The organism is Staphylococcus arlettae, from assembly GCF_025560845.1.
In the GTDB taxonomy this organism is placed as follows: Bacteria; Bacillota; Bacilli; order Staphylococcales; family Staphylococcaceae; genus Staphylococcus; species Staphylococcus arlettae.
In genome coordinates, this window is record NZ_CP094803.1 from 693,128 (window position 1) to 719,099 (window position 25,972).

Here is a 25,972-nt window from a genome sequence, read left to right on the forward strand (position 1 = left end):
AATTAAAGCAATGCTACTTTTGGAAGCGTGGGGCTTCTAAGACTAGCAAGTGAATCACCATAGATATAAAGAATAATGGGCAATAATAATATTGAAGGGGTGATTTAATGCAGGAGCATTTAATCGTGACGTTAGATGGTAAGGACTATCTTGCTGAACCAGGTACTAATTTACTTGAGTTTATCAAGGGTCAAGAAACATTTGTACCATCGATTTGTTATAACGAATCGTTAGGTCCAATTCAAACTTGTGATACATGTACAGTTGAAATCGACGGTAAAATTGAACGCGCATGTAGTACAGTTATAAATCGGCCTATGGTTGTCGATACGCAAAATAATAAAGTTCAAGACAGTCAAAAAGAAGCGTTAGACCGTATATTAGAAAAACACCAATTATATTGTACAGTTTGTGACTACAATAATGGTGATTGTGAAATTCATAATACAATGGATCAATGGGGCTTAGAACATCAAACCTATGAATATAAAGACAAACCATATGAAAAAGATTATGGACCATTTTATCGCTATGACCCAAATCAATGTATATTATGTGGGCGTTGTGTAGAAGTTTGTCAAGACGTGCAAGTCAATGAAACGTTAACAATTGATTGGGAACGTCAAGAACCACGTGTTATTTGGGATAATGATGTCTCAATTAATGAATCATCATGTGTTGGATGTGGTCAATGTGCCACTGTATGTCCATGTAATGCCATGATGGAAGTGGATATGGAAGGTAATGCTGGCTATATGACTGACTTAGAACCAGGTTCATTAGCAGCAATGATTGACTTGACGAAAAAAGCAGAACCAGGATACGGTCCGCTATTTGCAGTTTCAGATTCTGAAGCGGCAATGCGAGAAGAGCGTATCGAAAAAACTAAAACAGTATGTACATACTGTGGTGTAGGATGTTCGTTCGATGTTTGGACAAAAGATAGAGAAGTTATAAAAGTCCAACCACAACCAGAATCACCTGCTAACAAAATTTCGAGCTGTGTAAAAGGTAAGTTCGGTTGGGATTATATCGATTCAGAAGAACGTTTAACTAAACCATTGCTTCGTAAAGGTGATGCTTTTGAAGAAGTTGAATGGGATGAAGCGTTAAAAGTTGTAGCTGATAACTTTACAAAAGTTAAAGCTGACAAAGGCGCAGATGGACTAGCATTTATATCTTCATCTAAAGCGACTAATGAAGAGTCCTATTTAATGCAAAAATTAGCGAGACAAGTTATTGGAACAAATAATGTCGATAACTGTTCTCGTTATTGTCAAGCACCTGCAACAAAAGGTTTATTTAGAACTGTAGGACACGGAGGAGATTCCGGTTCTATAGAAGATTTAGAGCAAGCGAGTATGGTCGTACTTATCGGAACAAATACAGCCGAAGCACATCCGGTTATTGCTTCCAGAATTAAACGCGGTCATAAGCTTTATAATAATACACTTAACGTATTTGATATTAGAAAGCATGAAATGGCAGAACGTGCTGATAATTTCTACCAACCTAAACCAGGTACAGATTTAGTGTGGATATCAGCAGTAACAAAATATATTATTGATCACAATCTACATGACCAAGCATTTATTGATGAATGGGTAGATCATTTTGAGGAATATTATAACTCACTAGCACTATTTACTATGGAATTTGCTGAAGAAACAACTGGTATTCCGAAAGAAGATTTAATTGATTTTGCGCATCAAATGGCAGCAGCTGAATCTGTGTCTATTTGTTGGGCTATGGGTGTGACACAACAAGACATTGGTAGTGACACATCTACTTCAATTTCCAATCTGTTACTAGCTACTGGGAACTACAGAAGACCTGGTACAGGTGCTTATCCATTACGTGGTCATAACAATGTTCAAGGTTGTAGTGATATGGGAAGTATGCCTGATCAATTCCCAGGTTATCAAAAGGTAGCAGATGATGATATTCGTGCTAAATTTGAACGTGAATATGGCGAAGCTTTACCAGCTGAACCCGGTAAAGACAATCACCAAATGATGGAAGGTATCCATAACGGAGAAATTGATTCACTATATCTTTATGGTGAAGATACAGGTATTGTAGATTCTAATATTAACTTTGTACAAGCGGCATTGGAAAAAGTAGGATTCTTAGTAGTACAAGATGAATTCTTCACTTTCACAGCTTCTTATGCAGACGTGATATTACCTGCAAGTCCTTCATTAGAAAAAACAGGTACGTTTACTAACACTGAACGTCGAATCCAACGTTTATATCAAGCATTAGAACCTAAAGGAGAATCAAAACCAGATTGGCAAATTATCCAAGCTGTAGCTCAAACATTAGGCTATGAGTGGAATTATACACATCCAAGTCAAATTATGGATGAAATAGCTAGATTAACACCATCTTATTCAGGTGTGAATTATGAGCGTTTAGCAGGTTATAATAGCTTGCAATGGCCAGTTGCAGAAGATGGCACTGATGAACCGACATTATATTTAAATGGCTTTAACTTTGACAATAAAAAGGCTAAATTCTTCCCACTGACTTTTGATAACTTCTTTAAACAAAACGATGTTTATGATTTGCATGTGAATAATGGTAGATTGTTAGAACACTTCCATGAAGGCAATATGACATATAAAGTGCCTGGATTAGAATATAAAATGCCAAATGCATTTGTTGAGGTATCACCAGAGCTTGCAGAGGACAGAGGTATACATGAAGGTGCCGAAGTAAAATTAATCTCTGACACTGGAGAGGCGGAATTGGTCGTTCATGTAACAGATCGCGTTAAAGGCAAAGAAATATATATTCCATTAAATAATAATGCGATGAAACACGGTGATCATGGCGCAATTAACTTACTAACTAATAGTGACGTTGATAAAGATACAGATACGCCGTCATACAAACGTACAAGTTGTCGTATGGAAGTGAAAACGAGAAGAGGTAAATCACCTTTAAATCCAACGAATTTCCGTGTCGACAAACATCGTAAGCCACAATATAGTGTCCAAGTAGAAAATAAATGGGCACGTGAAGATTATGTCTTTCCAGGAAATCAGGTGGATAAATAATGGCTGAGAGAATTACTAAAATTAACCGTATTCAAAAAACAGACGAACAAATCAAACAGGAAAGCTTAGATGAAGTGACCACAGCAATTGCAGAAAATAAAGAAAGCATTTTAAAAGCTATTAATATAATTAGCACTTTGGATGATGCCAAGTTACTAGATGCACTATCAGGTGCAGTCAAAGGTCGCGGCGTCATTGCTAATAAATTTGCAGTTGAGCTAAATAAAGACCAATATTCTGGCTTAATTTCAAATATGGCATCACTAGTATTTTTATTAGGTGATTTAGACGTTGATGATTTAAGCACTACACTTAATAAAGTCAATAAAGGTCTGCGTGTAGCTAATCAAGCCAATCCAAATCAAAAAACATCCATTACAGGATTGATGGGTATTTTAAAAGATGATGAAATGAATCGTAGCTTGACGTACATGTTGAACCTCTTAAAAGGTATGTCGAGAGGTTAATATTATTTAGCCATCATACAACTTATAGGAGCCGGGACACTAATTATGTCCCGGTTCTTTTTGTGTTTGCTTAAATTTTAAAAGTGAAATTTAACTGTCTATTAACATAAGTGATTAGTTATTGTTAATGTATGCCAATTATAAAACCTTGGGTATGAACGTTTGTTGTTAAGAATTGTGCTATAGCTTTCAACTGAAAATATGATACAATTTTGAAAGTTAGAAGTATATAGTTAAACTGATTCAGTTGGGAGTGAGTCGCATATTAATGTGAAGATGATAAAAGTAATGGCAATATGTTCTAATATCTTTTTAGTATTAGGGATTATATTCTTAGTTATGATGAATTTTATTATGGCTATCACTATGTTTGCAGTTTCATTAGCGATTAGCTTAGTCATATTTAATTCAATGTTTAGAGATCGTACGGCAATGAAAATAATTATTAATGTATCATTTGCTATTGTGGTCTTAGCAGTGATTCTTGCTTATTATGTATTAACCTAATTAAATGCTACAAGGAGTTTTTAGAGCATGAATGAAAAAGTGAAGCAGCGATTGCCTATGATTTTCTTGACTATAATTTTAGTGATATTTGCCATTTTACTTATTATTAATGAAACAGAGTTATTTGAAAATAAACAAAAATATACATTTGATAAAGCTGTTAATCGACAGTTAGCTGAAGGAACATTGAATATGAAAGAAGAGAATCAACAATTCGTTGATGCTTCTAGAGCAGAAGTAGCAGAAGCAATGAAAATTGAAAATAGCAATGATGATTTAAATCATATGGACATTTCAGAACCTGTATACTTATCAGAAAAAGAAGTGAATCAGATATTACGTGATAAGGGTGTTTTTAAAGATAAAGGGAAAGCATTTCTAGAAGCACAGGAAAAACATGATGTAAATGTTATTTATTTAATAAGTCATGCATTAGTAGAAACGGGTAATGGTAAGTCGAACTTAGCGAAGGGCATTAAAGATAATGGTAAACATTACTATAATTTCTTTGGCATTGGTGCATTCGATGAAGCGGCCGTCCAGACAGGTAGTAGTTTTGCCAAACAGCAAAAATGGGACTCGCCTGAAAAAGCAATTGAAGGAGGCGCTAAGTTTGTACGTGGTAATTATTTTGATAAAGACCAAATATCATTGTATCAAATGCGCTGGAATCCCGAAAACCCAGGAAAACATCAATATGCTAGTGATATAGAATGGGATGAAAATATTGCTCGAATTATGAAACGTTACTATGATAAACTAGGTATTAAGAAAGACGATATTAGTAAGCATTATTATAAATAAAATATATAGAATAAGGGATGACGTTGTGCGTATACAGTCGCGTTATTCCCTTTTTCATGTTGATATCAGAGGCTTACAATTTTAGATATGAGGTGCAAATAAAGTGAAAATAGCAGTAGTAGGTGCAGGAATCGGTGGTCTAACCGTGGCTGCATTATTACAAGAACATGGACATGAAGTAAAAGTATTTGAAAAAAATCAGGAACTTAGTGAAGTAGGTGCAGGAATCGGTATCGGCGGTAATGTCATAGATAAATTGCATAACCACGATTTAGCAAAAGGCATTAAAAATGCAGGACAAATTATCGATACACTAGCAATAGCGGATAATTCTGGCACAGCTTTATCAAAAATAAAATTGAAACGAAATACTATAAATTTAACGTTAGAACGTCAAAGTTTATTAGAAACAATTCAATCGTACGTGCAATCGTCTTCTATTTATACAGGATATCAAGTACTTAGCATTGAAAATGAGGCTAATAAAGTAACAGTTCATTTTGAAAAACACGAGGCAGAAACATTTGACCTTTGTATCGGTGCAGATGGGCTTCACTCAAGTGTTAGAGCTAGTGTAGCACCTAATACTAAAGTCAATTACCAAGGTTATACAGTGTTCAGAGGTTTAGTCAATGATGTGCAATTAAAAGATGCTAATACTGCGACAGAATATTGGTCGAAACAAGGTAGAGTTGGCATTGTGCCATTATTGAATAATAAAGTATATTGGTTTATTGCCATTAATGCTAAAATCCACAACACTGAATATCAAACGTATGGTAAACCACATTTACAAGCACGTTTTAATCATTTTCCTAATGAAGTAAGGGAAGTATTAGATAAACAAAGTGAGACAGGAATCTTATTGCATAATATTTATGATTTGAAACCTCTCAAAACCTTTGTGTACAACCGTACAGTATTGTTAGGTGATGCAGCACATGCGACTACGCCAAATTTAGGACAGGGTGCAGGGCAAGCGATGGAAGATGCTATCGTTTTGGCTAACTGTTTAGAAACTTATGATTTTGATCAAGCATTGGAAAGATATGATAAATTACGTGTGAAACATACGAAAAAAATCATTAAAAAGTCACGTAAAATAGGAAAAGTGGCACAATCTACGCAACGTTTATTTATCAAAGTAAGAAATGCTATTGCCAAACGTATACCTAATAGTTTATTAGCAAGACAAACAAAGTTCATTTATAAAACAAAAGATAAATAATATGACATATATAAAGAGACTAGGACGAACCAATTTTGTCCTAGTCTCTTTTCATATTTTATTTATTTACAATATATTGTGGTTGCTCACCTGTTAATTTAAGAATCGTATCATTAGCGACTATTTTCGACATCATATCACGTGATTCAAATGTGGCATTAGCGATATGAGGGGTAATTACGACATTGTCTAATGTTTTAAGTTCGTCGTTAATTTTAGGTTCAAATTCAAAGACATCTAGTGCGGCGCCTTCAATGTCTTTAGCTTTCAGTGCATCGACTAATGCTTGCTCATTTACGATAGGGCCACGTGCAGCATTAATTAAATAACTTGTAGATTTCATTTGTTTGAATTGTGGTGTATCTATCATGTGATGTAATTGTGGGCTATACGCAGCATTGATTGTTACAAAATCAGCGTTGGCTAACAATGTATCTAAGTCAACATATTTTGCACCGATTTCTTTTTCTTTATCAGGTTTTTGGTTAGGACCAGTATATAGAACATCCATATCGAATGCTTTAGCTCTTCGTGCTACGGCGCTACCAATTTCACCTAATCCTATAATACCTATAGTCTTGCCTGATACTTCACGCCCTCTAAAGAAGAGTGGTGCCCAGCCATCGAAGCCTGTAGTGCGACATAATCTATCACCTTCTGCGATTCTACGTGCTGTTGCTAATACTAAAGCAAAGGTTAATTCCGCAGTTGAATTAGTAGAAGCTTTTGGAGTGTTAGTAACATCAATATTCAATTGACGTGCGTAATCAACATCGACATTATTAAAGCCAGCTCCATAATTTGCGATAATTTGTAACTTACTACCAGCATCAATAATATTTTTATCTACATTTGTAGATAATAAACTGATGAGTGCATCAGCATCTTTGACACCTTCTTTTAATGTTTGTTGATCAATAAGGCCTTCACCTTCATACATTTCAACATCAAATTGAGCTTTAAGTAAATTAAGCCCAGCTTCAGGTATTGCTCCTGCGATAAATACTTTTGTCATATGTATCACTTCCTTTAAAATAAGTATATTAAAGAATAGCATAAGTAACAAATGGAAACGCTTAGCTAATTATTTTTAGTCCAATTACGGCAACGATAATCATGCCGATATAGAAAACGCGTTTTTTATTTTTTGACTCATTATAAAACAACATCCCAACTACAGTGCCACCACCTGTACCCATACCACTCCATATAGCATAAGCAGTGCCCATGGGAATGCCATTCATCGCCAGTTTTAAAGTACTAAAACTACAAATAAATGCAATTGCTAAACACACGACTAACCATTTATTTTTAGTTCTAATTATTTCATTTAATAAAATAACACCTATTATTTCTAAACAACCAGCTATTAATAAAATTAGCCATGCCATTATGTTTCACCTTCTTCTTCTGTTGAAAGTTTTAACCCAATAATACCTATGATTAAAATAATAATGAACACCATTTTTGTGAAATTAAATGGATTATTAAATAACACCATTTCGACAAGTACAGTACCAACAGTACCTAGGCCAACAAAAATGGCGTATACTGTCCCAACTGGCAAACTTTTGCAAGCTGAGATTACCAAATAAAAGCTTAAGCCAATAAATAATATGACGATAATCCAAGCAAAAGTTGAGTCAGCAATATTAAGTCCTGTTACCCAAATTACTTCTATGATACCTGCTAAGATAACTTTTAACCATTGCATGTTTGCATCTCCCTTTTAGTAATAAACCACTCCATTTTCTCAAATTTTAAATAGAAGTGCAAAGTGCCCATTCAGTTAGTAAATGCATATATTGTAGTAATCAAAGGGAGTGGGACAGAAATCTGATTTTGAAAAAATGATTTCGTTGTCCCACCCCGGCAAGGATGACTAGCATTGAAGCAAGCTTGGTTTAAAGCGCATTTTCAATGCAGTCAGCTACTGCCCATATGAAAAGAGGCTAGGACAATCAATATTGTCCCAGCCTCTTACAAAATATTTGTTAATTTATTTGTCTTATTAGTTAACGTGGATGTAGTTATATGAACTAGCTTCACCAGCAGGAATAGTACGTTCACTTACTGAGTAAGGTCCACCGCTATAGTTCATTTCAGATACTTCAACTGAACCATCGCTATTTACATTTTCAACGTATGCAACGTGGCCCATTGGACCTGATGAAGATTGTAAAATTGATCCAGCTTCTGGTGAATTATTTACAGTATAACCTGCTGAAGATGCTGCTGAAGCCCAGTTATTTGCATTTCCCCATGTAGATCCAATATCTCCGCCTACTTTATCAAATACATACCAAGTACATTGTCCAGCAGTGTATAAGTTACCACTTGAACTTTGTGTTGTAGTTGATTGTGTAGTTTGAGTTGATTGTGTAGTTTCTGCGGCATTTGCTTCTTGTCCGTGATCTAATCCTACGATTGCTGCTCCAATACCTGCTGTTAATGTTGTAGCTGTTACTAATTTTTTCATAATTAAAATATCCTCCCAAGATTTTGTCTAACTTATATAGTAATTCGTTTGATTGTCTGAGTTAAAATTTTTAGCCGCGAATTCATTTTTTTCAACGACAAGTCATACTGTATCAGATAAATTTACGTTTGTGTGGAATGTTATTGTTTTGTAAAGTAATTAAAAAAACCTCACATATCGTTGTAATAAACGATGTGTAAGGTTACAAAATTAAGACAAGGCGCAAAGCCCTATATTAGTTGCTTTACATTGAAAAAATAATGTAAATGCGTTTTTACTATTACAATGGCTGTAAAATATCACAAAATTGTGTAACTATTATTTGAAAAATCTAATAGATAATGGTGGTAAATAATCTTCGCCATTATTTGCTTTCACAATAGCTACAATTGTAAAGATAAGCGAAAGTATTCCTAAAACAAATGAAGTAATAATACCAATAATAATAAAAACTAAAATACCACTAATGATTCCCCAAATAAAGTAAGAGAGAATAAAATTAAAATAATTCTTGCCAGCGCGATCAACAAAAGCTGATTCTTCTCGTTTGATTAACCAAATAATTAACGGCCCAATAAAACCAGTGAAAAAACTCAAGATATAAATAAGCATTGCCATCAGTCTATCATCCTTGCTAGACTGATTAAGGCGATTTTTATCCATGTTAAATTCAGTATCCTCATGCACGTGTTCAGTCACGAATATCACTCCTTTTCAGTGTATTATAGCAAATACTTAGTATTATATATATAAGAAATAAGTTGAATTTGGTTTTTACTATAGTTTATAAACAACAGAGTTGGGTTATAAAGATGAATAAAGCCTAACAAGTATTTTTATAGAAAGAAGGGAAATTATGAAAATAGCAATTGTTGGATCAGGCAATGGTGCTGTTACTGCAGCGCTAGATATGGTTAATAAAGGACATGAGGTTAAATTATATTGCCGTAATCAATCGATACACAAGTTTGATAAGGCGATGGAACGAGGTGGCTTCGATTTTAAGAATGAAGGCAGTGAACAATTTGTACCATTTACAAATGTTAGTGATGATATGGAATATGTGCTAGAAGGAGCAGAAGTGATTCAAGTTATTATTCCGTCATCGTTTATAGAGCATTATGCACAAACTATGGCGCCTTTTGTGACTGACAAACAACTGATTTTATTTAATATTGCAGCAGCTATGGGGTCTATTCGATTTATTAATGTTTTAGAAGATATGCATATTGATGTAATGCCTAAATTTGCAGAGGTAAATACTTTAACTTATGGTACGCGTGTTAATTTTAATACAGCAGAAGTAAACTTATCACTCAATGTTCGTAAAGTACATTTTACTACGTATGATGCTGAGTATTTATCAGATTCATTTAAGTTAATAGAAAAACTTTATCCATATATAGTGAAAGAAGAAAGTTTATGGAAGACTAATTTAGAAAATGGAAACCCTGAAGTTCATCCAGGTCCTACATTGCTCAATGTAGGCCGAATTGATTATGCAGATGACTTCTCATTATATAAAGAAGGTATCACTAAGCATACGATTAAATTGTTGCATGCAGTAGAATTAGAACGTTTAGCATTAGGTAGAAAACTAGGTTTTGAACTTAATACTGCTAAAGGTGCCAGAATTGAAAGAGGTTATTTATCACAAGAAGATGAAGATGAACCTTTAAATCGTTTGTTTAATACGAGTCCAGTGTTTTCACAAATAAATGGTCCGAATGAAGTGAAAAATAGATACTTAACAGAAGATATAGCTTTTGGTTTAGTTTTATGGTCAAGTCTAGGCAGACTAATAGATGTGAGTACACCGAACATTGATGCAATTATCGTGCTTGCATCTACTATATTAGAAAGAGATTTTTTTGAAGAGGGACTTACAGTAGAAGAGTTAGGGGTCGATAAACTCGGTTTAGACTAATAACCGTAACTAATTGAATAAGGGGGACTGTGTATGGTAAGACAACCAACATTTTTGGAAGCAATATCAACTATTATTGTAATGGTTATTATTGTGATTACTGGATTTGTAGTATTTGAAATACCGATACAGGCATTATTGATAATGTCTTCAGCTTATGCTGCGTGGATTGCTAAACGTGTTGGATTGAAATGGTCAGACTTAGAAGATGGCATTACTAAGCGCTTATCTACAGCAATGCCAGCATTATTCATTATATTAGCAGTTGGTATCGTTGTCGGAACTTGGATGTATTCCGGTACGGTACCAGCATTAATTTATTATGGTTTAGAATTTCTTAATCCGCATTATTTTTTAGTGTCTGCATTTATTATTTGTGCAATAACATCAGTTGCGACAGGTACAGCATGGGGTTCTGCTTCCACAGCAGGTATTTCGTTAATGGCTATAGCACATCAATTAAATATAGATGATGGCATGGCTGCTGGGGCTATTATTGCAGGTGCTGTGTTTGGGGATAAGATGTCGCCGTTATCAGATACAACAAATTTAGCTGCACTGGTTACAAAAGTTAATATTTTTAGCCATATTAGAGCGATGATATGGACAACAGTACCAGCTTCAATTATTGGTTTAATCGTTTGGTTTTTTGCAGGCTTAGGCTTAAAGCAGACAGCAAATACTTCACAAATAAATCAATTACTGAATGAATTGGAAAATATTTATAACTTGAATGTTTTTGTATGGCTACCGATCATCATTATTATTATTTGTTTGATTTGTAAAATTGCAACCGTACCAGCGATGTTGATATCGAGTTTAAGTGCGATTTTAGTTGGAACGTTCAATAATAAATTTAATATAGTTGATGGATTTAAATCTACATTTGATGGCTTTAACCAGTCTATGTTGATACATAGTGATGGTTTATCTGAACGTACTATGACTCTCATTCAGCAGGGGGGAATGATGAGTATGACAGAGATACTCGTCACAATATTTACGGGTTATGCATTTGCAGGAATTGTTGAAAAAGCAGGTTGTTTAGATGTTATTCTTCATAGAATTTCTAGTAATATCCATTCGGTCGGACAACTAATTTTAGTAACAATTATTGGTAGCTTAATTATGGTATTAGCTGCTGGAGTTGCCTCTGTTGTTATTATCATGGTTGGTGTATTGATGATGGATATGTATAATAAAATGGATTTAGATCGTTCAAATTTATCTCGAACTTTAGAAGATTCAGGAACAATGATTATTCCATTGATTCCATGGGGGACTTCAGGCATCTACTACACGCAACAATTAGGAGTGACTGTTGACCAGTTCTTTATTTGGACAGTGCCGTGTTATCTATGTATCATATTTGCGTTGTTTTATGGTTTTAGTGGCATAGGTATTAAGAAGCGTAAAGATATAAAAAATATATAGTTGACTGCGTTATTTTGGTAAAAGTGTAAATAGTATGTAATTAATTTGTTTATTTTAAGTTTTAGTAGTAGTTAAAACGGTTAAATATAACTATGGATGAGATGTATCATTATGTTACATAGTAATACTTGTAGCGATATTATTATGAAGATAACTAATGAGTAATCGTTCACTTTAAATTTTTATAAGAGAAAATATCCTTCAATTTTTTGTCTTATTTTCAGTTTTGTATTGTATATTGTAGCGATACTACAGTACAAAACTGTTTTTCATGAAGCGTAAATTTTAATAGTAAACGTTATGATACTTAACTACTATAATATAAGATAATAAAAATAGGCTATGACCAGTATAGTTGCTGTACTGATTATAGCCTATTAATTATGCTAAGTAAGAGTAAATAAAAAAGGCTAGAACATACTATGTCCAGCCTTTAATAATAAACATCAATCTTAGTGAATGTAGTTGTAGCTTGAAGCTTCGCTTGCTGAAATTGTACGTGAAGTAACAACACCAGCACCTTGGCCGTAGTTCATTTCTGAAACTTCTACTGAACCGTCACTGTTTACATTTTCAACATATGCAACGTGTCCCATAGCACCTGTTGAACTTTGTAAAATTGAACCAGCTTTAGCTGTGTTATTTACTGTGTAACCTGATGAAGCAGCAGCGCTTGCCCAGTTACTTGCGTTACCCCATGTAGAACCAATTTTTCCGCCTACTTTGTCATAAACATAATATGTACATTGACCAGCAGTGTACAAGTTACTTGATGAACCTGAAGCACTTGAAAGTGAAACTGAAGAGCTTGAAGGTGCACTTTGAGTAGTTACTTTAATGTTACGGTCTGAAGTAGAGTTAGAAGCAGCTCCGCCTCCACCAGTTGTGTTATTTGAAGTATAAGATTGGTTAGAGTAGTTGTTATATGAACCACTATTATTTGAATAACTATCATTACTATATGAGCTATAGTTATAGTTATAGTTATAAGTGTTATGTTGATTTGGGCTCCAATTACCTTGCCAAGTGTAGTTGTAGTTACCTTGTTGGTCTATAGTGTAAGAGTAGCTGTATGAAGTTGGATCATTTGGATTGTATCCACCTTGGTTATTTTCTGCTGCATCAGCTTCGTTTTGAGCAAAAGCAAACGTAGCGATTCCAGCTGTAGCGATAGTAGCTGTAGCGATTTTTTTCATTTTAAAATATCCTCCTAAATTTTTTCTTAATAATAAGTTTTATTTGTATGTCTCTATCGACGATTGTTTATATTTTCTTGGTTGTTTTTACGACAAGAATTAATATATCAGAAAATCATTCATTTGTGCTCAATGTTATTGATTTGTAATTTAGTTCTAATAAAATCGAGTCTTATGTAACAATTCGAAATATAAGAAATTCTTCTAAAAGGCTTGATAGACGGGCATTGAAGGAATTTGTAGAGAAAAATTACACGCTAATATATTACAAAGCTGTAAAATAACAGAAAATTTAAAATCAATTGTAAACACATAAATTCAGTAATATGAATATTTAAAAACATATGTATCTTCATATTAATAATAAAAATAACTAATTAATAATATATAAGAGCTTCGAGAAACAATCGGGGATTTGAAGCAATGATATTGACAACAATAAAATAATAAATTAATATCTAAGTATAAAAAGTATACTTATTTAGAGGGAGTGCGCTATGAAAGTTGAATTGGGAATCACATCATTTGCAGATAATAATGACATCATTACAGAAGAAGGTAGACAACCTGCTCTATCTGCAGCACAAAGAATACGCAATATTATAGAAGAAATTGAAACGGCAGATGCTCTAGGCTTAGATGTTTATGGTTTGGGAGAACATCATCGAGCAGATTATGCGGTTTCTGATCCAGTATCAGTATTAGCATCTGCAGCGCGTTCCACTACCCATATAAAATTATCAAGTGCAGTGACGGTATTATCTTCAGATGATCCTGTTCGTGTATTCCAACGATTTTCAACTCTTGATGCACTTTCTAACGGGAGAGCTGAAATTTTAGTAGGTAGAGGTTCATTTATTGAATCCTTCCCATTATTTGGACATAATTTACAAGATTATGAACAATTATTTAATGAAAAATTAGACCTATTAATGAAGATAAATGCACAGACAATTGTTAACTGGGACGGTAATTTTCGTCCTAATATAGATAATTTAGGTGTGTATCCACGTCCTGAGCATGGTAAGTTAAAAATTGGGATTGCAACAGGAGGTACACCAGAATCATCATTAAGAGCAGGGGCATTAGGTTTACCAATAACTTATGCTATAATTGGTGGAGATCCAAAAAGATTTAAGCGCAATGTTGAGATGTACAAATCAAGTGCCTTATCTTATGGACACGATGCTAATCAACTATCTGTTGCTACTCATTCGTGGGGCTTTATAGCGGATACTGATGAAGCAGCAATGCGTGCCTTTTTCCCTTCGTTAAAAGCAAATCATGATATGTTAGGTCGTGAGCGTGGATGGCCACCATATAATGAGTATACTTTTGAAAGAGAAATAAGCCAGCATGGTGCATTATATGTTGGTAGTCCAGAAACAGTAGCACAAAAGATTATTAACACGGTAGAAACTCTAGGTCTTAATCGCTTTATGTTGCATACGCCGGTAGGTTCAATACCTCATGAAGATACACTTAAAACAATTAGGTTATTAGCAACACAAGTGAAACCTATTGTAGATAAATATTTTGAAGATAAATAAGGAGAGAAAGTACATGATTTTACGTTATTTAACAAATTTGAAATTAGCGAAAGAATTATTTGATTCAGCAAAACCTAAATTAAAAGGTGACCAAACAATGAAAGATACATTTGAAAATGTATTTGGTCTACCGGCAAATTCAGTACCTTTAGCTGGTGCTATTGAAGCATTAAGTGCATTATTTTTTGTATTAAGCTTTGCAAGTAAAAAATTATCTCGTTTAGGTTCATTATTTACTTTTGCAGTATTAGGTGTTGCAATTGTAAAACACTTTGAAGCTGGTCATGGTAAGCAAGGTGCTAAACATGCATTAGACTTAACAGGTTTAGCAGCATTAAGCTTTTTAGATACATTTAATGGTAAACAAAAATAATTTTGTGTTGAACGATATTCCAAAAATTTTGGAATATCGTTTTTTTATTTAAGTTTATTTTGGTGTTAGATCTTGTTTTAGCAATTTAACTGTTGAATTTTGATAACATAGTAGTATAAAATAAATATATTAATGATTGTTGAAATTATTATATTGTGAATTATGAAACCTAGAATTAACAACAAAGGAGTGATTACTATGGAGGAAAAAGTATTTAAATCACTTGATGAATTATTTTTGATAAACCAACAACTAAAAGGATTTTTCAAAGTTGTAAAAGCACATTTTAAACTAAATTTTGAAGAAATATATATTTTAAATATTCTTAACAACTGTCAAGGCCATGAAGTTACTGCAAAAGAAATAGCACAACAAACACATTTAAAACCTTATTATTTAACTAAAGCATTACAAAAATTAAAAGATTTAGGGTACTTAAATAAAAAAAGAAGTGACTTCGATGAACGCACAGTTATTGTATTTGTAAATGATCAAGAGAAAGCAAAGATAAGGCATACTATTGAAGAAGTTAAAAAATATTTTATATAGCTATATATTGAGAATACTTACTATCATTGGTTTCATTCGATGAAACGACCGTAGTAGGTATTCTTTTTTGTGATTATTCGCAAAATTCAGATAACACTATTTTATTCTATTTAATAAAAAATTGTTCTAATAATAGTTGATATACAAGGTAAAAATGATATAATGAGTTCGTTAATGAAAGCGTATACACAAAAGGAGTTATATCATGAATTTGATTTTAGGTGTCATTTTTTTAGCATTAGTATTATGTTTATTTACTTTATTTACGAGTAAGGCTCCACAAGGTGGAAAAGCTATGGGTGCGTTAGCAAATGCAGCAATAGCTTCGTTTTTAGTCGAAGCATTTCAAAAATATGTAGGTGGAGATTTATTGGGTGTAGATTTTTTAGGTACACTTGGTGAAACGGCAGGCGGATTAGGTGGACTTGCTGCAGCAGGCTTAGTAGCATTAGCAATGGGTGTAAGTCCTGTTTATGCCTTTGTGATAGCTTTAGCATGTGGAAATTTAGATTTATTACCTGGGTTTATCGCAGGTTATCTTATAAGCTTTGCTATGAAATGGATTGAAGGCAAAGCGCCAGCAGGTGTAGATTTAATTTTAGCAATAATCGTCATTGCGCCGTTAACACGTATTATTGCAATGGGTGTATCGCCATTAGTAGATGCAAGTTTAATGCAAATCGGTAATATTATTAAAGAATCTACTACATCGAGTCCTATTCTCATGGGTATTGTTCTTGGAGGTATCATTACAGTAGTAGCTACTGCACCACTAAGCTCTATGGCATTAACTGCATTATTAGGATTAACTGGCACACCAATGGCAATCGGTGCTTTAGCTGTCTTTGGATCATCATTTATGAATTTTGTGTTATTTAAACGCATGAAGTTTGGTGATCGTAAAACTACGATGTCAGTAGCTATAGAACCATTATCACAAGCTGATATTGTTACTGCCAATCCATTACCAGTTTATGCAACTAATTTTGTTGGTGGCGCTATTTCTGGCATTATCATCGCATTATTTGGTTTAGTCAATGATGCAACAGGAACGGCTACACCTATTGCGGGATTAATGGTAATGTTTGGCTTTAATAATCCGGTAACTGTTATCATTACTGCATCATTATGTGCTATTAGCAGTGCTACGTGTGGATGGTTAGGTTCTATGGTGTTTAAAAACTACCCTATAGTAACTAAAGATGAATTGCAGTCAGGCAACATTCCTAAAAAAGTAAAACAATATTATGCTCGAAAAAAATATTTTGCAGAAAGTTTAGCATAAAATAACACGCTTATTTCAATTAAAAATGAAATAAGCGTGTTTTATTGTGTATGTTAAATAGAGCTTTGAGTGCTTAAGTGGTTTGTAGAATTACTTTCAATTTTATGAAATACCTTTTCTAAAATAATAGCTAATATCCAATAAAATGCGGCTGCAATGGAATAGACTGTAATAAATTGATATCCTTCATTTGCGATAATCCGGCTTACTGCCATAATTTCAGTTACTTGAACTGCGAACGCTAAAGAAGTTCCTTTGATAAGCATAATAAATTGGTTTTCGATATTAGGTAAAGCATAATTAAAAGCTTGAGGTAAAACGATGCGCGTATAAATATGACGATTAGACAAACCTACTGTTTTTGCTGCTTCAATTTGTGAGTAGTCAACTGATAGCAAACCACTTTTCATCGTTTCACTAAGGTAAGCAATTGCGTGTAGAGAAAATGCAATTAAAGCAATCAACATCGGTGAAAACATATCGGGATTGATTTTCAAGCCGAGTGTAGCATTTAAGTATAATATCAAATTAGGTATGCCATAATATAAAATAAATAACTGTATTATGAGGGGCGTACTTCTAATAAATGAATTATAGACAATAATAAACTGTGAAAAAATGGGTGTTTTTCTAATCTGAATGATGGCAAATAACGTCCCTACACAGAGCCCTACAGTCATTGCTACTAAAGATATAATAATTGTATTTGGAAGACTTTTGAATATTTCCCAAATTGTTTGAAAGATAAAGGACAAAGTTTTACCTCCTATACTTGATAAGGTTTTTGAGTAGATTTATTCAGCCAAGCTAAGCTGCCTTGAATGATAAGCGAGATGATCCAATAAATAATTGAAATAACTATATAGACTTCTAGCATGCCCAAACCATAATTGTTACCAATAATTAATTTAACTTGTCCCATCATATCGATAATACCGATTGTAAAAGCCAATGAAGTATCTTTAACGAGTTCAATGATTTGAGTAGTTAAATTTGGAATGGCATTACGTAGGGCCTGAGGTACTATAACTGACAAGAAAATTCTTACAGGAGATAAACCTACTGTTAAGCCTGCTTCAATTTGGTCATAGTCTACAGATAAATAACCTGCTCTAAAAATTTCAGCTAAGTATGCGCCAGTGTGCATTGAAAACGCTAGAATTACAAAAAACAATCTACTAAAATGATTTATATCAATATTAATAATCATAAGTACTTGCGGTAAGGCAAAATACACTAGAAATAATTGTAATATTAACGGTGTGCTACGAATAAAAGAAATATATACACGCACGAGCGAAGATAAAAATTTTATGTGCTTAAGACGTATAGTACATAATATGAGACCTAATATAACGGCAAAAATCAAAGCTAACACAATCATCAATAATGTGAGGGGCAATTTTTGTAATACTTGATTAAAGAGATTTAGCCATTGTTCTAGAGACATTATTGCACCTCCAAGTTATTTTTTTGTTCGTTAATATCTGTTAAATTGTCGAAAACATTAATATCAAAATATTTTCGAGATAATTGTTGTAATTTACCTTCTTTTTTAAGTTCAATAGTTGCTTTATCGATATCATCATGCAAACGTTGTTGTTTTTTGTTATAAACGATATGTAAAGGTTCCTTTTTAACAATGCCACCTATTTTGACATCTGCATTTATTTCACTTTGTATGGCGTGGTATGTGTTCCAATCTAAAAACATAACGTCACGACGTTGGTTACTTACAGATTTTAAACTATCACCATTTGAAGGTTCTTGAATGGTGTTAATATCAATCTTCTGACTATGTTGTTTATTATATTGGCTTAGTATTGAATATAGTCCTCCACTTGGCGCCATAGGTGTTAATGTTTTGCCGGGTAAATCACTTAATTTTTGAATATCATTCGTATCTTTATGTACTGCTAACATCGGTAACGCATAACTATATGGAACATCTTGATATAGAAATTGTTTTTCGCGTTCAGGAGTTTTGAAAAACCAATTAATCCCCATATCAAATTTACCTGCTCCAATACCAACAAGGTTAGACTCTTCTTCTCCAACTTCGTAAGTGAATTTATATTGAGGTAATTTTTTTTCTAATAATTTGAGATAATCCATATCTAAACCAACAAATTCATTATGTTTATTCGTATATAAATAAGGTGGGTTCACTTCTGCTGAGAGTGCGACTTTTATTTCTTTTTTGTTATTATTGTCGGTGTCGTTATTACAAGAAGCCAATAGCAAGCAACTACATGCAATGGTAATGAAGAAAACAATGTGTTTTAACGTCATTTATATACACCTTCAACTTCTACTCTGTTTAAAAAGCGATTCAGTCGCTCAGAATGAGTGTGTTCTAATACTTCTTCTGGACTACCTCTATGTAAAATTTCTCCATTATCTATAAATAAAATTTGATCTGCTATTGCTTTAGCGAAGTTGATTTCATGAGTGACTAAAACCATCGTCATGCCTTCTTCAGCGATAGATTTAATAAGTGATAACACACTTTGAATTGATTCAGGGTCTAGTGCTGAAGTTGGTTCATCAAGTAATAATACATCTGGATTTAGCGCTAATGCACGTACAATGCCAACGCGTTGGCTTTGGCCACCTGAAAGTTGGATAGGATATTTATGTTGATGCTCTAACATATTCACTTTCTTTAAATATGAGAGTGCAATTTCTTCAGCCTTAGCCTTATCATAGTTTTGACCATAAATTAAACCTTCAGTGATATTTTCTAAAATTGTTTTGTTTTTAAATAAATTATAGTTTTGAAATACCATTGCCGATTTATTGCGTAATTGTTTAATGTCCTTTTTGGAATGTTGTTGGGTATTAAATTGGAAGTCGTCTATAGTAATAGTGCCACTCCATGGAGTGGCTAATAAATTAAGTGAACGTAGTAAAGTCGTTTTGCCTGAACCACTCGGTCCGATTATCGCTGTAACTTCTCCTTTACGCTGACTGAAACTGACATCGTTTAATACAGAATTTGAATTATATTTTAATTTTAAATTATTTACTGTAATCATGGTTATCCTCCTTAATTGCTTGATTTAAAATTATCATATTAATTCTTATCGGTAAAGTAAGATTTTGGGCTGTGAAAGGTTTCAATTGAGTAAATCGAGTGTTAAACTAGGAAAGAATGAAAGATAAGTAAATATGAGGTGATTATATTGAATCGTTCCGCATTAATACATACGGATATTCAACGGAAATGGATTGCAAAATTTGAGCAAGTTAAAGGGCAATTTAGAGAAAATGCCGAATACAATGATAAGAACTCAGACTTTCCATATAAAAATATACAATGGCTAGTAGATGAAGGATATACGCTACTATCTTTACCTAAAGCATATGGTGGTGAAGGTGCCACAATTGAAGATATGGTGATTTTACAAAGTTACTTAGGATCATTAGATGGTGCTACTGCATTATCCATAGGTTGGCATATAAGTGTTGTAGGTCAAATTTATGAACAACAACTATGGGCGCCAGCTATGTTGGATCAATTTGCACAGGAAATTAAAAATGGTGCATTAGTTAATAGAGCAGTTAGTGAAGCGGAAACAGGAAGTCCAACAAGAGGTGGTAGACCTAGCACGTATGTAACTAAAAATGAACATGGTTATCTCATTAATGGTGTAAAAACATTCACATCGATGAGTAAACGTTTATCCCATTTTATTGTGGGTGCATTTGATTCGGAATCACAGCAAGTAGGCTTTTATTTGGTTGATAAAACTATGCCAGGTGTAGAAATAGCTAATAATTGGAATATGGTAGGTATGCGTGCCACTGAAAGCCATGATTTAGTACTAACTGATGTACAAATTCCAACAGAAAATTTTGTAGAAACACGCGTTGGTAAACCAAGTTCTCCTAATGGTTGGATTTTACACATTCCAAGTACATACTTAGGTATAGCACAAGCTGCAAGAGATTATGCAGTTGATTTTTCCGCAACATATAGTCCAAATAGTGTCGATGGTACAATTGGTGATATTGCTACCGTACAACAAAATATCGGCAAAATGGAATCATTATTATTATCTGCACGACACTTTTTATGGAGTACGGCAAGTTTGTACAATAATCCAGAAAATAACAATATGTGGAACGAAACCTCTGCAAGTAAAGTATTGGTTATGAATCAAGGGTTAGAAGTTATAGATTTAGCAATGCGTATTGTTGGGGCTAAAAGTTTAGAAATGGAGCGCCCATTACAGCGTTATTATAGAGATATGCGTGCTGGTTTGCACAATCCTCCAATGGAAGATATGGCATATACTAATATAGCTAAATCAGTTTTAGGGAAAATTTAATAGCTTTTAAGCGTATTTAGTTATGATTGTTCCACACGGGCAGGCAGAATAAGTTTTATAATTTTGCGTGCGCTAGTATAAGTATAATAGCTTCGGTCAAGTTACTGTGAAAATAATTTTTCTGTTGCCTCTATTTAGGTATTGTAATTAAAAGCGTAAAATTTTATAATATATTGGAAGTGATAATCATTTTCAATGGAGGGTAAATTATGAAGAAATTATGGTTAGTATTAATAGCATTCGTACTTGTATTAGCAGCATGTGGGAATGGCTCCGACAGTAATTCAGATAAAAATAAAAAAGAAACGAAGTCATATACATTAGATAGTGGTAAAAAGGTGGAAATTCCTAAAAATCCTGAGCGTATTGCATCTGTGGCACCAACTTATGCACCAGGTTTGAAATATTTAGGTGCTAATTTAGTGGCTGTTAGTGATCAAGTAGAGCAAAGTGATGTTATTAAAGATAAATTTAAAGGAGTAGAAAAAGTCGGAGAAAATGATGTAGAAAAAGTTGCTAAAACAAAACCAGATCTCATCATTGCTTATTCTACAGATAAAAATATCAAAAAATATAAAAAAATAGCTCCAACAGTAGTTTTTGATTATGGCAAACACGATTATTTAGATCAACAACAAGAACTTGCTAAAATTGTCGGTAAAGAAAAAGAACAACAAAAATGGGAAAAAGAATGGAAAGCTAAAACGAAAAAAGATGGTGAGCAAATCCAAAATAAAATTGGAAAAGACGCAACTGTAACTATTTTCGATGAGTTTGATAAAAAACTATATACTTACGGTGAAAACTGGGGACGTGGTGGCGAAGTCCTTTATCAAGCGTTCGGCTTGAAAATGCCAGACAAAGTAAAATCGTTAACTGAAAAAGAAGGTTGGGCGGAAATTAAGCAAGAAAAAATGGCTGATTACGCTGGTGATTATATAGTTTCAACGAGTCAAGGAAAAGCAGAGCCAAGTTATCAATCGACTGACTTATGGAAAAACATTCCAGCAGTTAAAAATGATCAAGTCATAAAAATTAATGCTACGTCATATTGGTATAATGATCCATATACGTTAGAATTTATGCGTAAAGATTTAAAAGAAAAACTGTTAAATCAATAATTGTAGTTCTAATAATAGTGAACACGATGTTTAATAACTTAAAAACATACTGCTCAACGGTTCACCTATTAAAGTAGAACGAGCGTGGGACATAAAGCCCCATGCTCAAAATAAGAGGACCAATCCTTAATATGGATTGGTCCTCTTTAAATTTGACATTTATTATTAGTTAAAGATTTTTATTTTCCGGACTCGTATTTTCATTTTTATAGAAGTAAAAAACATTTGTAAACTTTTTGTTTTTTGTAGTTAACATTTATGGTATAATTTTGCTCATATAAGGAGGAATGAGTATGTCAACGAAATATCTTGTTTATACTGCACTCATGACTGCTATAATTGCAGTAATGGGGGCGATCCCATCAATTCCTTTACCATTTATGCCTGTTCCAATTGTTTTACAAAATATTGGAATCTTTTTAGCTGGTATTATATTAGGGCGTAAATACGGTACGATTAGTGTATTGATTTTATTATTATTAGTTGCTACAGGGTTGCCGTTATTATCAGGCGGTAGAGGTGGTATAGGCGTATTTGTCGGACCATCTGCAGGTTTTTTATTTATGTATCCTGTCGTCACTTTTTTAATAGGATTACTGCGTGATTTGTATTTTGACAAAATAAATTTTGTCGTACTGTTAATAATTACTTTAGTAGTAGGTGTTTTACTATTAGATATTGTGGGAACTATGATTATGGGTCTTATTACTAATATTCCGGTAACGAAATCATTAACTTTAGCATTAGTGTTTATGCCAGGAGATATTATTAAAGCTATTTTAGCTAGTCTATTAGGTAATATTTTATTAAATCATAGTAGATTTAAACAATTATTGAAACAATAGTATATTTGGCAGGGAGAGAACATAGATGGAGCATATTTCAATGAAGGATATTTATCAAGGTGGACTAGTTTATAGTACAGATATGATGAAAACAATTTATTTAACACCGGAAGATAGTATCATTTTCGATGAAAATAAATGGATGTATCATCGCATGCCTTCATTACAACAATGGCTATCTGATATTGATACGCAATTACAAATGCATCATGTTCAAGGTTCGCATCATTTGTCGTTTACCTTTCCGGAAAATATAGATTTAAATGAACAGTTTAAAGCTGAAATAAACAACAGAGGTTTTGAATTAGGTTGTTTAGAAATGTATGCGATTGATTCCAACCAAGTTCAATATGCTGAACACCCTGATATTACCGTGAAATTTGTACCTCATTCAGAAGTGGAAGACTATCTGAAAGTGTATCAAGTTTTTGCAGAACCTTTTGGCGATACATACGTACAACATAGTAGCCAAATGATTCGTAACAATCATGATTTGGACCATGTAGATCGTGTTATTGCTTATTACAATAACAAACCAGTAGGTATTTTAGATTTGATTATCACTTCAAAATGTGTGGAAATTGACGGTTTTGGCGTCATCCCTGAATTTCAACGACGCGGCATTGGCACAATAATGCAAAGTTTTGTCGCAGATGTTGCTCAAAATAAAATAATAATCTTAGTTGCTGACGGTGAAGATACAGCCAAAGATATGTATGTTAAGCAGGGCTACAGCTACATTGGCTTTTGCCAGCAAGTGTTAAAAGAAGATGTATAATAAATATAAAAGCTATTGAATCTAATGTGATTACTTAATTAGATTCAATAGCTTTTATACGTTCTGGATGACTATAAATATTAAAATTACCATCTCTTATAAACCCAACAGCTGTAATATTTAAATCTTTCGCAAGTTGTACAGCTAATGTAGTTGGAGCAGATTTTGATAATATTACCCCTACACCTATTTTAGCTGCTTTAATTAATATTTCTGATGAAATACGGCCACTAAAAATAAGTACTTTATCTCGAATAGATATATGGTTATAAATACAGTAGCCATAAAGTTTATCAAGTGCATTATGACGCCCGATATCTTGTCTATGTTCAAAGAAGTTGTCGCCATCGCTCATAGCAGCATTATGCAAGCCGCCTGTTTGTTTAAATACAGTGCTGGCATTTTGTAAACCTTTCATCATTTCTAATACTTGGTGTGGAGAGATTGTAATATTGGACATGGAAGTTTTGGCGATGGCTGCATCATTCTTGAAATAAAATTCTCTACTTTTACCACAACATGAAGCAATCATTCGTTTAGTAGAATACTCGACGCGCTCACCTAAGTCTTTGGTAAGTTCAACGTGTGCAAACCCCTTACTATCGTCCATTTGTATTGATTTTAATTCATCTCTTTTTAGAATAACACCTTCAGATGCGAGAAATCCTACCACGAGCTCTGTTAAATTGTTAGGACTGCAAATAACAGTTGCAAACTCTTGACCATTAACCATAATTGTCAGCGGAAATTCAGTAACATAATGATCATGTGATTCTACTAACTCACCATTTTCATAGCGCACTATAGGTTGATTGTTTAACACATCTTTCGACATAGCTTTCACTCCTTATCCACCAATTATTTCTAGTTTAGCGTATCTAAAGTCTACTATCAAAACAATAACCTTAGAAAAAATAGTAATGAACTATTATTGCAAGACATCGAGTAAATAGGTAAACTTACAGTAAACAAAGCGAGGTGTTTAAATTGGCAAGTATAAGAGATATTGCACGTGAAGCTGGTGTAAGTCCAGGTACAGTATCACGTGTTTTAAATGATGATAAAACTTTATCAGTGTCACCGAAGACACGTAATAGAATTTTAACGATTACTGAGCAATTAAAATATCATAAAGTAGAAAGAAAAAATAAACGGATACAAATAATTACATACGCTTCAAAGGAACGAGAAATGACAGACCCATACTATCGTGAAATCCGTTTGGCTATTGAAAAAGAAATAAAACGATTGAATCTTTCATTGAAACGAACATTACGAATTGATGGGACGAATAAATTAGAGAACATTTCACAAATTGAGAAAGCTGGAGCAATCATTGTTATCGGCAAGTTTTCGAGTGATACATTACAGACCTTGCATGGTTATAACAATAATATGGTAGTTATTAATAATCCAGAAACCCCTAAAAATATAGATGCCGTTTATAGTGATTTAGGGGATGCAATGTATCAATTATTAGAAAAAGTCAAAGCACAAAATGTGACGCAAGTAACTTATGTAGGTGGTGTTAAAACAACCCGTGATTTAACTGGGACACCTACATTTTGTAATAATGATCCAAGATATATGAGTTATCAACAGTGGTGTAGGCACCATGATATAACTGAAGATGCGTATATAGTTGGTTGGGATAAAGAACATGGTCAACAAGTAATAAAAGACTTAGTAAAACAATCCAACTTACCAGAAGTATTAATTGCGGGTAATGATATGTTAGCAATAGGTATGATGCAACAATTATCTGCTGAAAAAATTTCGGTACCTGAGCAAGTTCAACTTATTAGTTTCAACGATTTAGATATTTTGCAATATGTTAGTCCTAGTGTTAGTAGTGTACATATTGCTATTGATGAATTCGGTAGAAGTGCAGTGAAGATGGCTGAAGAACGTATTCATAATATACGTAGTGTAGCGCATCATATTGTAGTAGAAGCGCAATTAATTGAGCGGGAAACGTTTCATGCTTAAAAGTCATTTAATTGACAAAGTGTAGAGTAAACAAGTAAACTTTA

Annotated in this window: 27 protein-coding genes; 16 read left to right on the plus strand and 11 right to left on the minus strand. The window is 33.4% G+C overall.

What is annotated here, in order from left to right; all coding sequences use genetic code 11:
• Positions 1-107 precede the first annotated feature (107 nt).
• From fdhF to MUA37_RS03150, 5 genes are all read left to right on the plus strand, one after another.
• Positions 108-3,062, plus strand: coding sequence for a formate dehydrogenase subunit alpha (fdhF, locus tag MUA37_RS03130; RefSeq protein WP_103388518.1), 2,955 nt, complete (start codon positions 108-110; stop codon positions 3,060-3,062).
• Entirely contained in the window at positions 3,062-3,529 is a 468-nt protein-coding gene (locus MUA37_RS03135; protein ID WP_002510085.1) for a helical membrane plugin domain-containing protein, read from the plus strand. Before fdhF ends, MUA37_RS03135 begins: the two co-directional genes overlap by 1 nt.
• 288 nt (positions 3,530-3,817) lie before the next feature.
• Positions 3,818-4,036 carry a hypothetical protein gene (locus tag MUA37_RS03140; RefSeq protein ID WP_021459691.1) on the plus strand — a complete coding sequence of 73 codons (219 nt, stop codon included), beginning with the start codon at positions 3,818-3,820 and terminating at the stop codon, positions 4,034-4,036.
• A 27-nt stretch (positions 4,037-4,063) separates the two neighbouring features.
• A complete protein-coding gene (locus MUA37_RS03145) occupies positions 4,064-4,840 on the plus strand; it encodes an N-acetylglucosaminidase (RefSeq protein WP_142019455.1) in 777 nt (258 codons plus the stop codon).
• A gap of 103 nt (positions 4,841-4,943) precedes the next feature.
• Positions 4,944-6,068 carry an FAD-dependent monooxygenase gene (locus MUA37_RS03150; protein WP_107373546.1) on the plus strand — a complete coding sequence of 375 codons (1,125 nt, stop codon included), beginning with the start codon at positions 4,944-4,946 and terminating at the stop codon, positions 6,066-6,068.
• A gap of 58 nt (positions 6,069-6,126) precedes the next feature.
• On the opposite strand, the gene MUA37_RS03155 is transcribed toward MUA37_RS03150, so the two are convergent.
• The 5 genes from MUA37_RS03155 to MUA37_RS03175 form a co-directional block, all read right to left on the minus strand.
• Positions 6,127-7,083 carry a 2-hydroxyacid dehydrogenase family protein gene (locus tag MUA37_RS03155; protein ID WP_262624829.1) on the minus strand — a complete coding sequence of 319 codons (957 nt, stop codon included), beginning with the start codon at positions 7,081-7,083 and terminating at the stop codon, positions 6,127-6,129.
• 61 nt (positions 7,084-7,144) lie between these two features.
• Positions 7,145-7,459, minus strand: coding sequence for a DMT family transporter (locus MUA37_RS03160; protein ID WP_002510079.1), 315 nt, complete (start codon positions 7,457-7,459; stop codon positions 7,145-7,147).
• A complete protein-coding gene (locus MUA37_RS03165; protein WP_002510078.1) occupies positions 7,459-7,782 on the minus strand; it encodes a DMT family transporter in 324 nt (107 codons plus the stop codon). The genes MUA37_RS03160 and MUA37_RS03165 overlap by 1 nt, the downstream gene beginning before the upstream one ends.
• Before the next feature lie 297 nt (positions 7,783-8,079).
• Positions 8,080-8,547: a CHAP domain-containing protein gene (locus MUA37_RS03170; RefSeq protein WP_002509324.1), complete on the minus strand. Its 468-nt coding sequence runs from the start codon at positions 8,545-8,547 to the stop codon at positions 8,080-8,082.
• Between the two features lie 318 nt (positions 8,548-8,865).
• On the minus strand, positions 8,866-9,210 hold the full coding sequence (locus MUA37_RS03175) for a DUF4870 domain-containing protein (RefSeq protein WP_031266534.1): 345 nt from the start codon (positions 9,208-9,210) through the stop codon (positions 8,866-8,868).
• A 193-nt stretch (positions 9,211-9,403) separates the two neighbouring features.
• On the opposite strand from MUA37_RS03175, the gene MUA37_RS03180 reads away from it, so the two are divergent.
• Together MUA37_RS03180 and nhaC are read left to right on the plus strand one after the other, a co-directional pair.
• On the plus strand, positions 9,404-10,474 hold the full coding sequence (locus tag MUA37_RS03180; RefSeq protein ID WP_002509322.1) for an NAD/NADP octopine/nopaline dehydrogenase family protein: 1,071 nt from the start codon (positions 9,404-9,406) through the stop codon (positions 10,472-10,474).
• 33 nt (positions 10,475-10,507) lie between these two features.
• Positions 10,508-11,908, plus strand: coding sequence for a Na+/H+ antiporter NhaC (nhaC, locus tag MUA37_RS03185; protein WP_262624830.1), 1,401 nt, complete (start codon positions 10,508-10,510; stop codon positions 11,906-11,908).
• Positions 11,909-12,360: 452 nt separating this feature from the next.
• On the opposite strand, the gene MUA37_RS03190 is transcribed toward nhaC, so the two are convergent.
• A complete protein-coding gene (locus MUA37_RS03190) occupies positions 12,361-13,104 on the minus strand; it encodes a CHAP domain-containing protein (protein ID WP_002509320.1) in 744 nt (247 codons plus the stop codon).
• A gap of 497 nt (positions 13,105-13,601) precedes the next feature.
• On the opposite strand from MUA37_RS03190, the gene MUA37_RS03195 reads away from it, so the two are divergent.
• From MUA37_RS03195 to MUA37_RS03210, 4 genes are all read left to right on the plus strand, one after another.
• Entirely contained in the window at positions 13,602-14,654 is a 1,053-nt protein-coding gene (locus tag MUA37_RS03195; RefSeq protein WP_021458954.1) for an LLM class flavin-dependent oxidoreductase, read from the plus strand.
• 13 nt (positions 14,655-14,667) lie between these two features.
• Positions 14,668-15,027, plus strand: coding sequence for a DoxX family protein (locus MUA37_RS03200; protein ID WP_002509318.1), 360 nt, complete (start codon positions 14,668-14,670; stop codon positions 15,025-15,027).
• A 198-nt stretch (positions 15,028-15,225) separates the two neighbouring features.
• Complete coding sequence (locus MUA37_RS03205; RefSeq protein ID WP_002509317.1) at positions 15,226-15,576, plus strand: transcriptional regulator, SarA/Rot family; 351 nt, start codon at positions 15,226-15,228, stop codon at positions 15,574-15,576.
• A gap of 205 nt (positions 15,577-15,781) precedes the next feature.
• The gene (locus MUA37_RS03210) at positions 15,782-16,861 is read left to right on the plus strand and encodes a PTS sugar transporter subunit IIC (RefSeq protein ID WP_002509316.1); all 1,080 of its coding nucleotides are present in this window, start codon (positions 15,782-15,784) and stop codon (positions 16,859-16,861) included.
• Between the two features lie 53 nt (positions 16,862-16,914).
• Here the strand turns inward: MUA37_RS03210 and MUA37_RS03215 are convergent, their stop codons facing one another.
• The 4 genes from MUA37_RS03215 to MUA37_RS03230 are packed head-to-tail and all read right to left on the minus strand — an operon-like array spanning position 16,915 to position 19,899.
• Complete coding sequence (locus MUA37_RS03215; RefSeq protein WP_002509315.1) at positions 16,915-17,616, minus strand: amino acid ABC transporter permease; 702 nt, start codon at positions 17,614-17,616, stop codon at positions 16,915-16,917.
• Between the two features lie 11 nt (positions 17,617-17,627).
• Positions 17,628-18,311, minus strand: a complete 684-nt coding sequence (locus MUA37_RS03220) for an amino acid ABC transporter permease (RefSeq protein WP_103388514.1) — start codon at positions 18,309-18,311, stop codon at positions 17,628-17,630.
• The gene (locus MUA37_RS03225) at positions 18,311-19,153 is read right to left on the minus strand and encodes an amino acid ABC transporter substrate-binding protein (protein WP_262624831.1); all 843 of its coding nucleotides are present in this window, start codon (positions 19,151-19,153) and stop codon (positions 18,311-18,313) included. Before MUA37_RS03225 ends, MUA37_RS03220 begins: the two co-directional genes overlap by 1 nt.
• Entirely contained in the window at positions 19,150-19,899 is a 750-nt protein-coding gene (locus MUA37_RS03230; protein ID WP_142019458.1) for an amino acid ABC transporter ATP-binding protein, read from the minus strand. Before MUA37_RS03230 ends, MUA37_RS03225 begins: the two co-directional genes overlap by 4 nt.
• Before the next feature lie 147 nt (positions 19,900-20,046).
• On the opposite strand from MUA37_RS03230, the gene MUA37_RS03235 reads away from it, so the two are divergent.
• The 4 genes from MUA37_RS03235 (at position 20,047) to MUA37_RS03250 (ending at position 23,939) form a co-directional block, all read left to right on the plus strand.
• Positions 20,047-21,195, plus strand: a complete 1,149-nt coding sequence (locus MUA37_RS03235; protein WP_142019459.1) for an acyl-CoA dehydrogenase family protein — start codon at positions 20,047-20,049, stop codon at positions 21,193-21,195.
• Between the two features lie 209 nt (positions 21,196-21,404).
• Positions 21,405-22,316, plus strand: coding sequence for an ABC transporter substrate-binding protein (locus MUA37_RS03240; RefSeq protein WP_021458957.1), 912 nt, complete (start codon positions 21,405-21,407; stop codon positions 22,314-22,316).
• A gap of 293 nt (positions 22,317-22,609) precedes the next feature.
• Positions 22,610-23,161 carry a biotin transporter BioY gene (locus MUA37_RS03245; RefSeq protein WP_002509310.1) on the plus strand — a complete coding sequence of 184 codons (552 nt, stop codon included), beginning with the start codon at positions 22,610-22,612 and terminating at the stop codon, positions 23,159-23,161.
• A 40-nt stretch (positions 23,162-23,201) separates the two neighbouring features.
• On the plus strand, positions 23,202-23,939 hold the full coding sequence (locus MUA37_RS03250; RefSeq protein WP_262624832.1) for a GNAT family N-acetyltransferase: 738 nt from the start codon (positions 23,202-23,204) through the stop codon (positions 23,937-23,939).
• A gap of 34 nt (positions 23,940-23,973) precedes the next feature.
• Here MUA37_RS03250 and fdhD read toward each other — a convergent pair whose 3' ends face one another.
• On the minus strand, positions 23,974-24,774 hold the full coding sequence (gene fdhD, locus MUA37_RS03255) for a formate dehydrogenase accessory sulfurtransferase FdhD (RefSeq protein WP_142019460.1): 801 nt from the start codon (positions 24,772-24,774) through the stop codon (positions 23,974-23,976).
• Positions 24,775-24,926: 152 nt separating this feature from the next.
• Between fdhD and MUA37_RS03260 the strand changes: the two genes are divergently transcribed.
• The gene (locus MUA37_RS03260; RefSeq protein WP_142019461.1) at positions 24,927-25,928 is read left to right on the plus strand and encodes a LacI family DNA-binding transcriptional regulator; all 1,002 of its coding nucleotides are present in this window, start codon (positions 24,927-24,929) and stop codon (positions 25,926-25,928) included.
• The last annotated feature ends 44 nt before the right edge of the window (positions 25,929-25,972 follow it).

Bases quoted from the DNA above. Each gene is read 5' to 3' on its own strand.
- fdhF (WP_103388518.1), top strand. From the start codon at position 108: ATGCAGGAGCATTTAATCGTGACGTTAGATGGTAAGGACTATCTTGCT.
- MUA37_RS03135 (WP_002510085.1), top strand. From the start codon at position 3,062: ATGGCTGAGAGAATTACTAAAATTAACCGTATTCAAAAAACAGACGAA.
- MUA37_RS03140 (WP_021459691.1), top strand. From the start codon at position 3,818: ATGGCAATATGTTCTAATATCTTTTTAGTATTAGGGATTATATTCTTA.
- MUA37_RS03145 (WP_142019455.1), top strand. From the start codon at position 4,064: ATGAATGAAAAAGTGAAGCAGCGATTGCCTATGATTTTCTTGACTATA.
- MUA37_RS03155 (WP_262624829.1), bottom strand. From the start codon at position 7,083: ATGACAAAAGTATTTATCGCAGGAGCAATACCTGAAGCTGGGCTTAAT.
- MUA37_RS03160 (WP_002510079.1), bottom strand. From the start codon at position 7,459: ATGGCATGGCTAATTTTATTAATAGCTGGTTGTTTAGAAATAATAGGT.
- MUA37_RS03165 (WP_002510078.1), bottom strand. From the start codon at position 7,782: ATGCAATGGTTAAAAGTTATCTTAGCAGGTATCATAGAAGTAATTTGG.
- MUA37_RS03170 (WP_002509324.1), bottom strand. From the start codon at position 8,547: ATGAAAAAATTAGTAACAGCTACAACATTAACAGCAGGTATTGGAGCA.
- MUA37_RS03175 (WP_031266534.1), bottom strand. From the start codon at position 9,210: ATGGATAAAAATCGCCTTAATCAGTCTAGCAAGGATGATAGACTGATG.
- MUA37_RS03180 (WP_002509322.1), top strand. From the start codon at position 9,404: ATGAAAATAGCAATTGTTGGATCAGGCAATGGTGCTGTTACTGCAGCG.
- nhaC (WP_262624830.1), top strand. From the start codon at position 10,508: ATGGTAAGACAACCAACATTTTTGGAAGCAATATCAACTATTATTGTA.
- MUA37_RS03190 (WP_002509320.1), bottom strand. From the start codon at position 13,104: ATGAAAAAAATCGCTACAGCTACTATCGCTACAGCTGGAATCGCTACG.
- MUA37_RS03195 (WP_021458954.1), top strand. From the start codon at position 13,602: ATGAAAGTTGAATTGGGAATCACATCATTTGCAGATAATAATGACATC.
- MUA37_RS03200 (WP_002509318.1), top strand. From the start codon at position 14,668: ATGATTTTACGTTATTTAACAAATTTGAAATTAGCGAAAGAATTATTT.
- MUA37_RS03205 (WP_002509317.1), top strand. From the start codon at position 15,226: ATGGAGGAAAAAGTATTTAAATCACTTGATGAATTATTTTTGATAAAC.
- MUA37_RS03210 (WP_002509316.1), top strand. From the start codon at position 15,782: ATGAATTTGATTTTAGGTGTCATTTTTTTAGCATTAGTATTATGTTTA.
- MUA37_RS03220 (WP_103388514.1), bottom strand. From the start codon at position 18,311: ATGTCTCTAGAACAATGGCTAAATCTCTTTAATCAAGTATTACAAAAA.
- MUA37_RS03225 (WP_262624831.1), bottom strand. From the start codon at position 19,153: ATGACGTTAAAACACATTGTTTTCTTCATTACCATTGCATGTAGTTGC.
- MUA37_RS03230 (WP_142019458.1), bottom strand. From the start codon at position 19,899: ATGATTACAGTAAATAATTTAAAATTAAAATATAATTCAAATTCTGTA.
- MUA37_RS03240 (WP_021458957.1), top strand. From the start codon at position 21,405: ATGAAGAAATTATGGTTAGTATTAATAGCATTCGTACTTGTATTAGCA.
- MUA37_RS03245 (WP_002509310.1), top strand. From the start codon at position 22,610: ATGTCAACGAAATATCTTGTTTATACTGCACTCATGACTGCTATAATT.
- MUA37_RS03250 (WP_262624832.1), top strand. From the start codon at position 23,202: ATGAAGGATATTTATCAAGGTGGACTAGTTTATAGTACAGATATGATG.
- fdhD (WP_142019460.1), bottom strand. From the start codon at position 24,774: ATGTCGAAAGATGTGTTAAACAATCAACCTATAGTGCGCTATGAAAAT.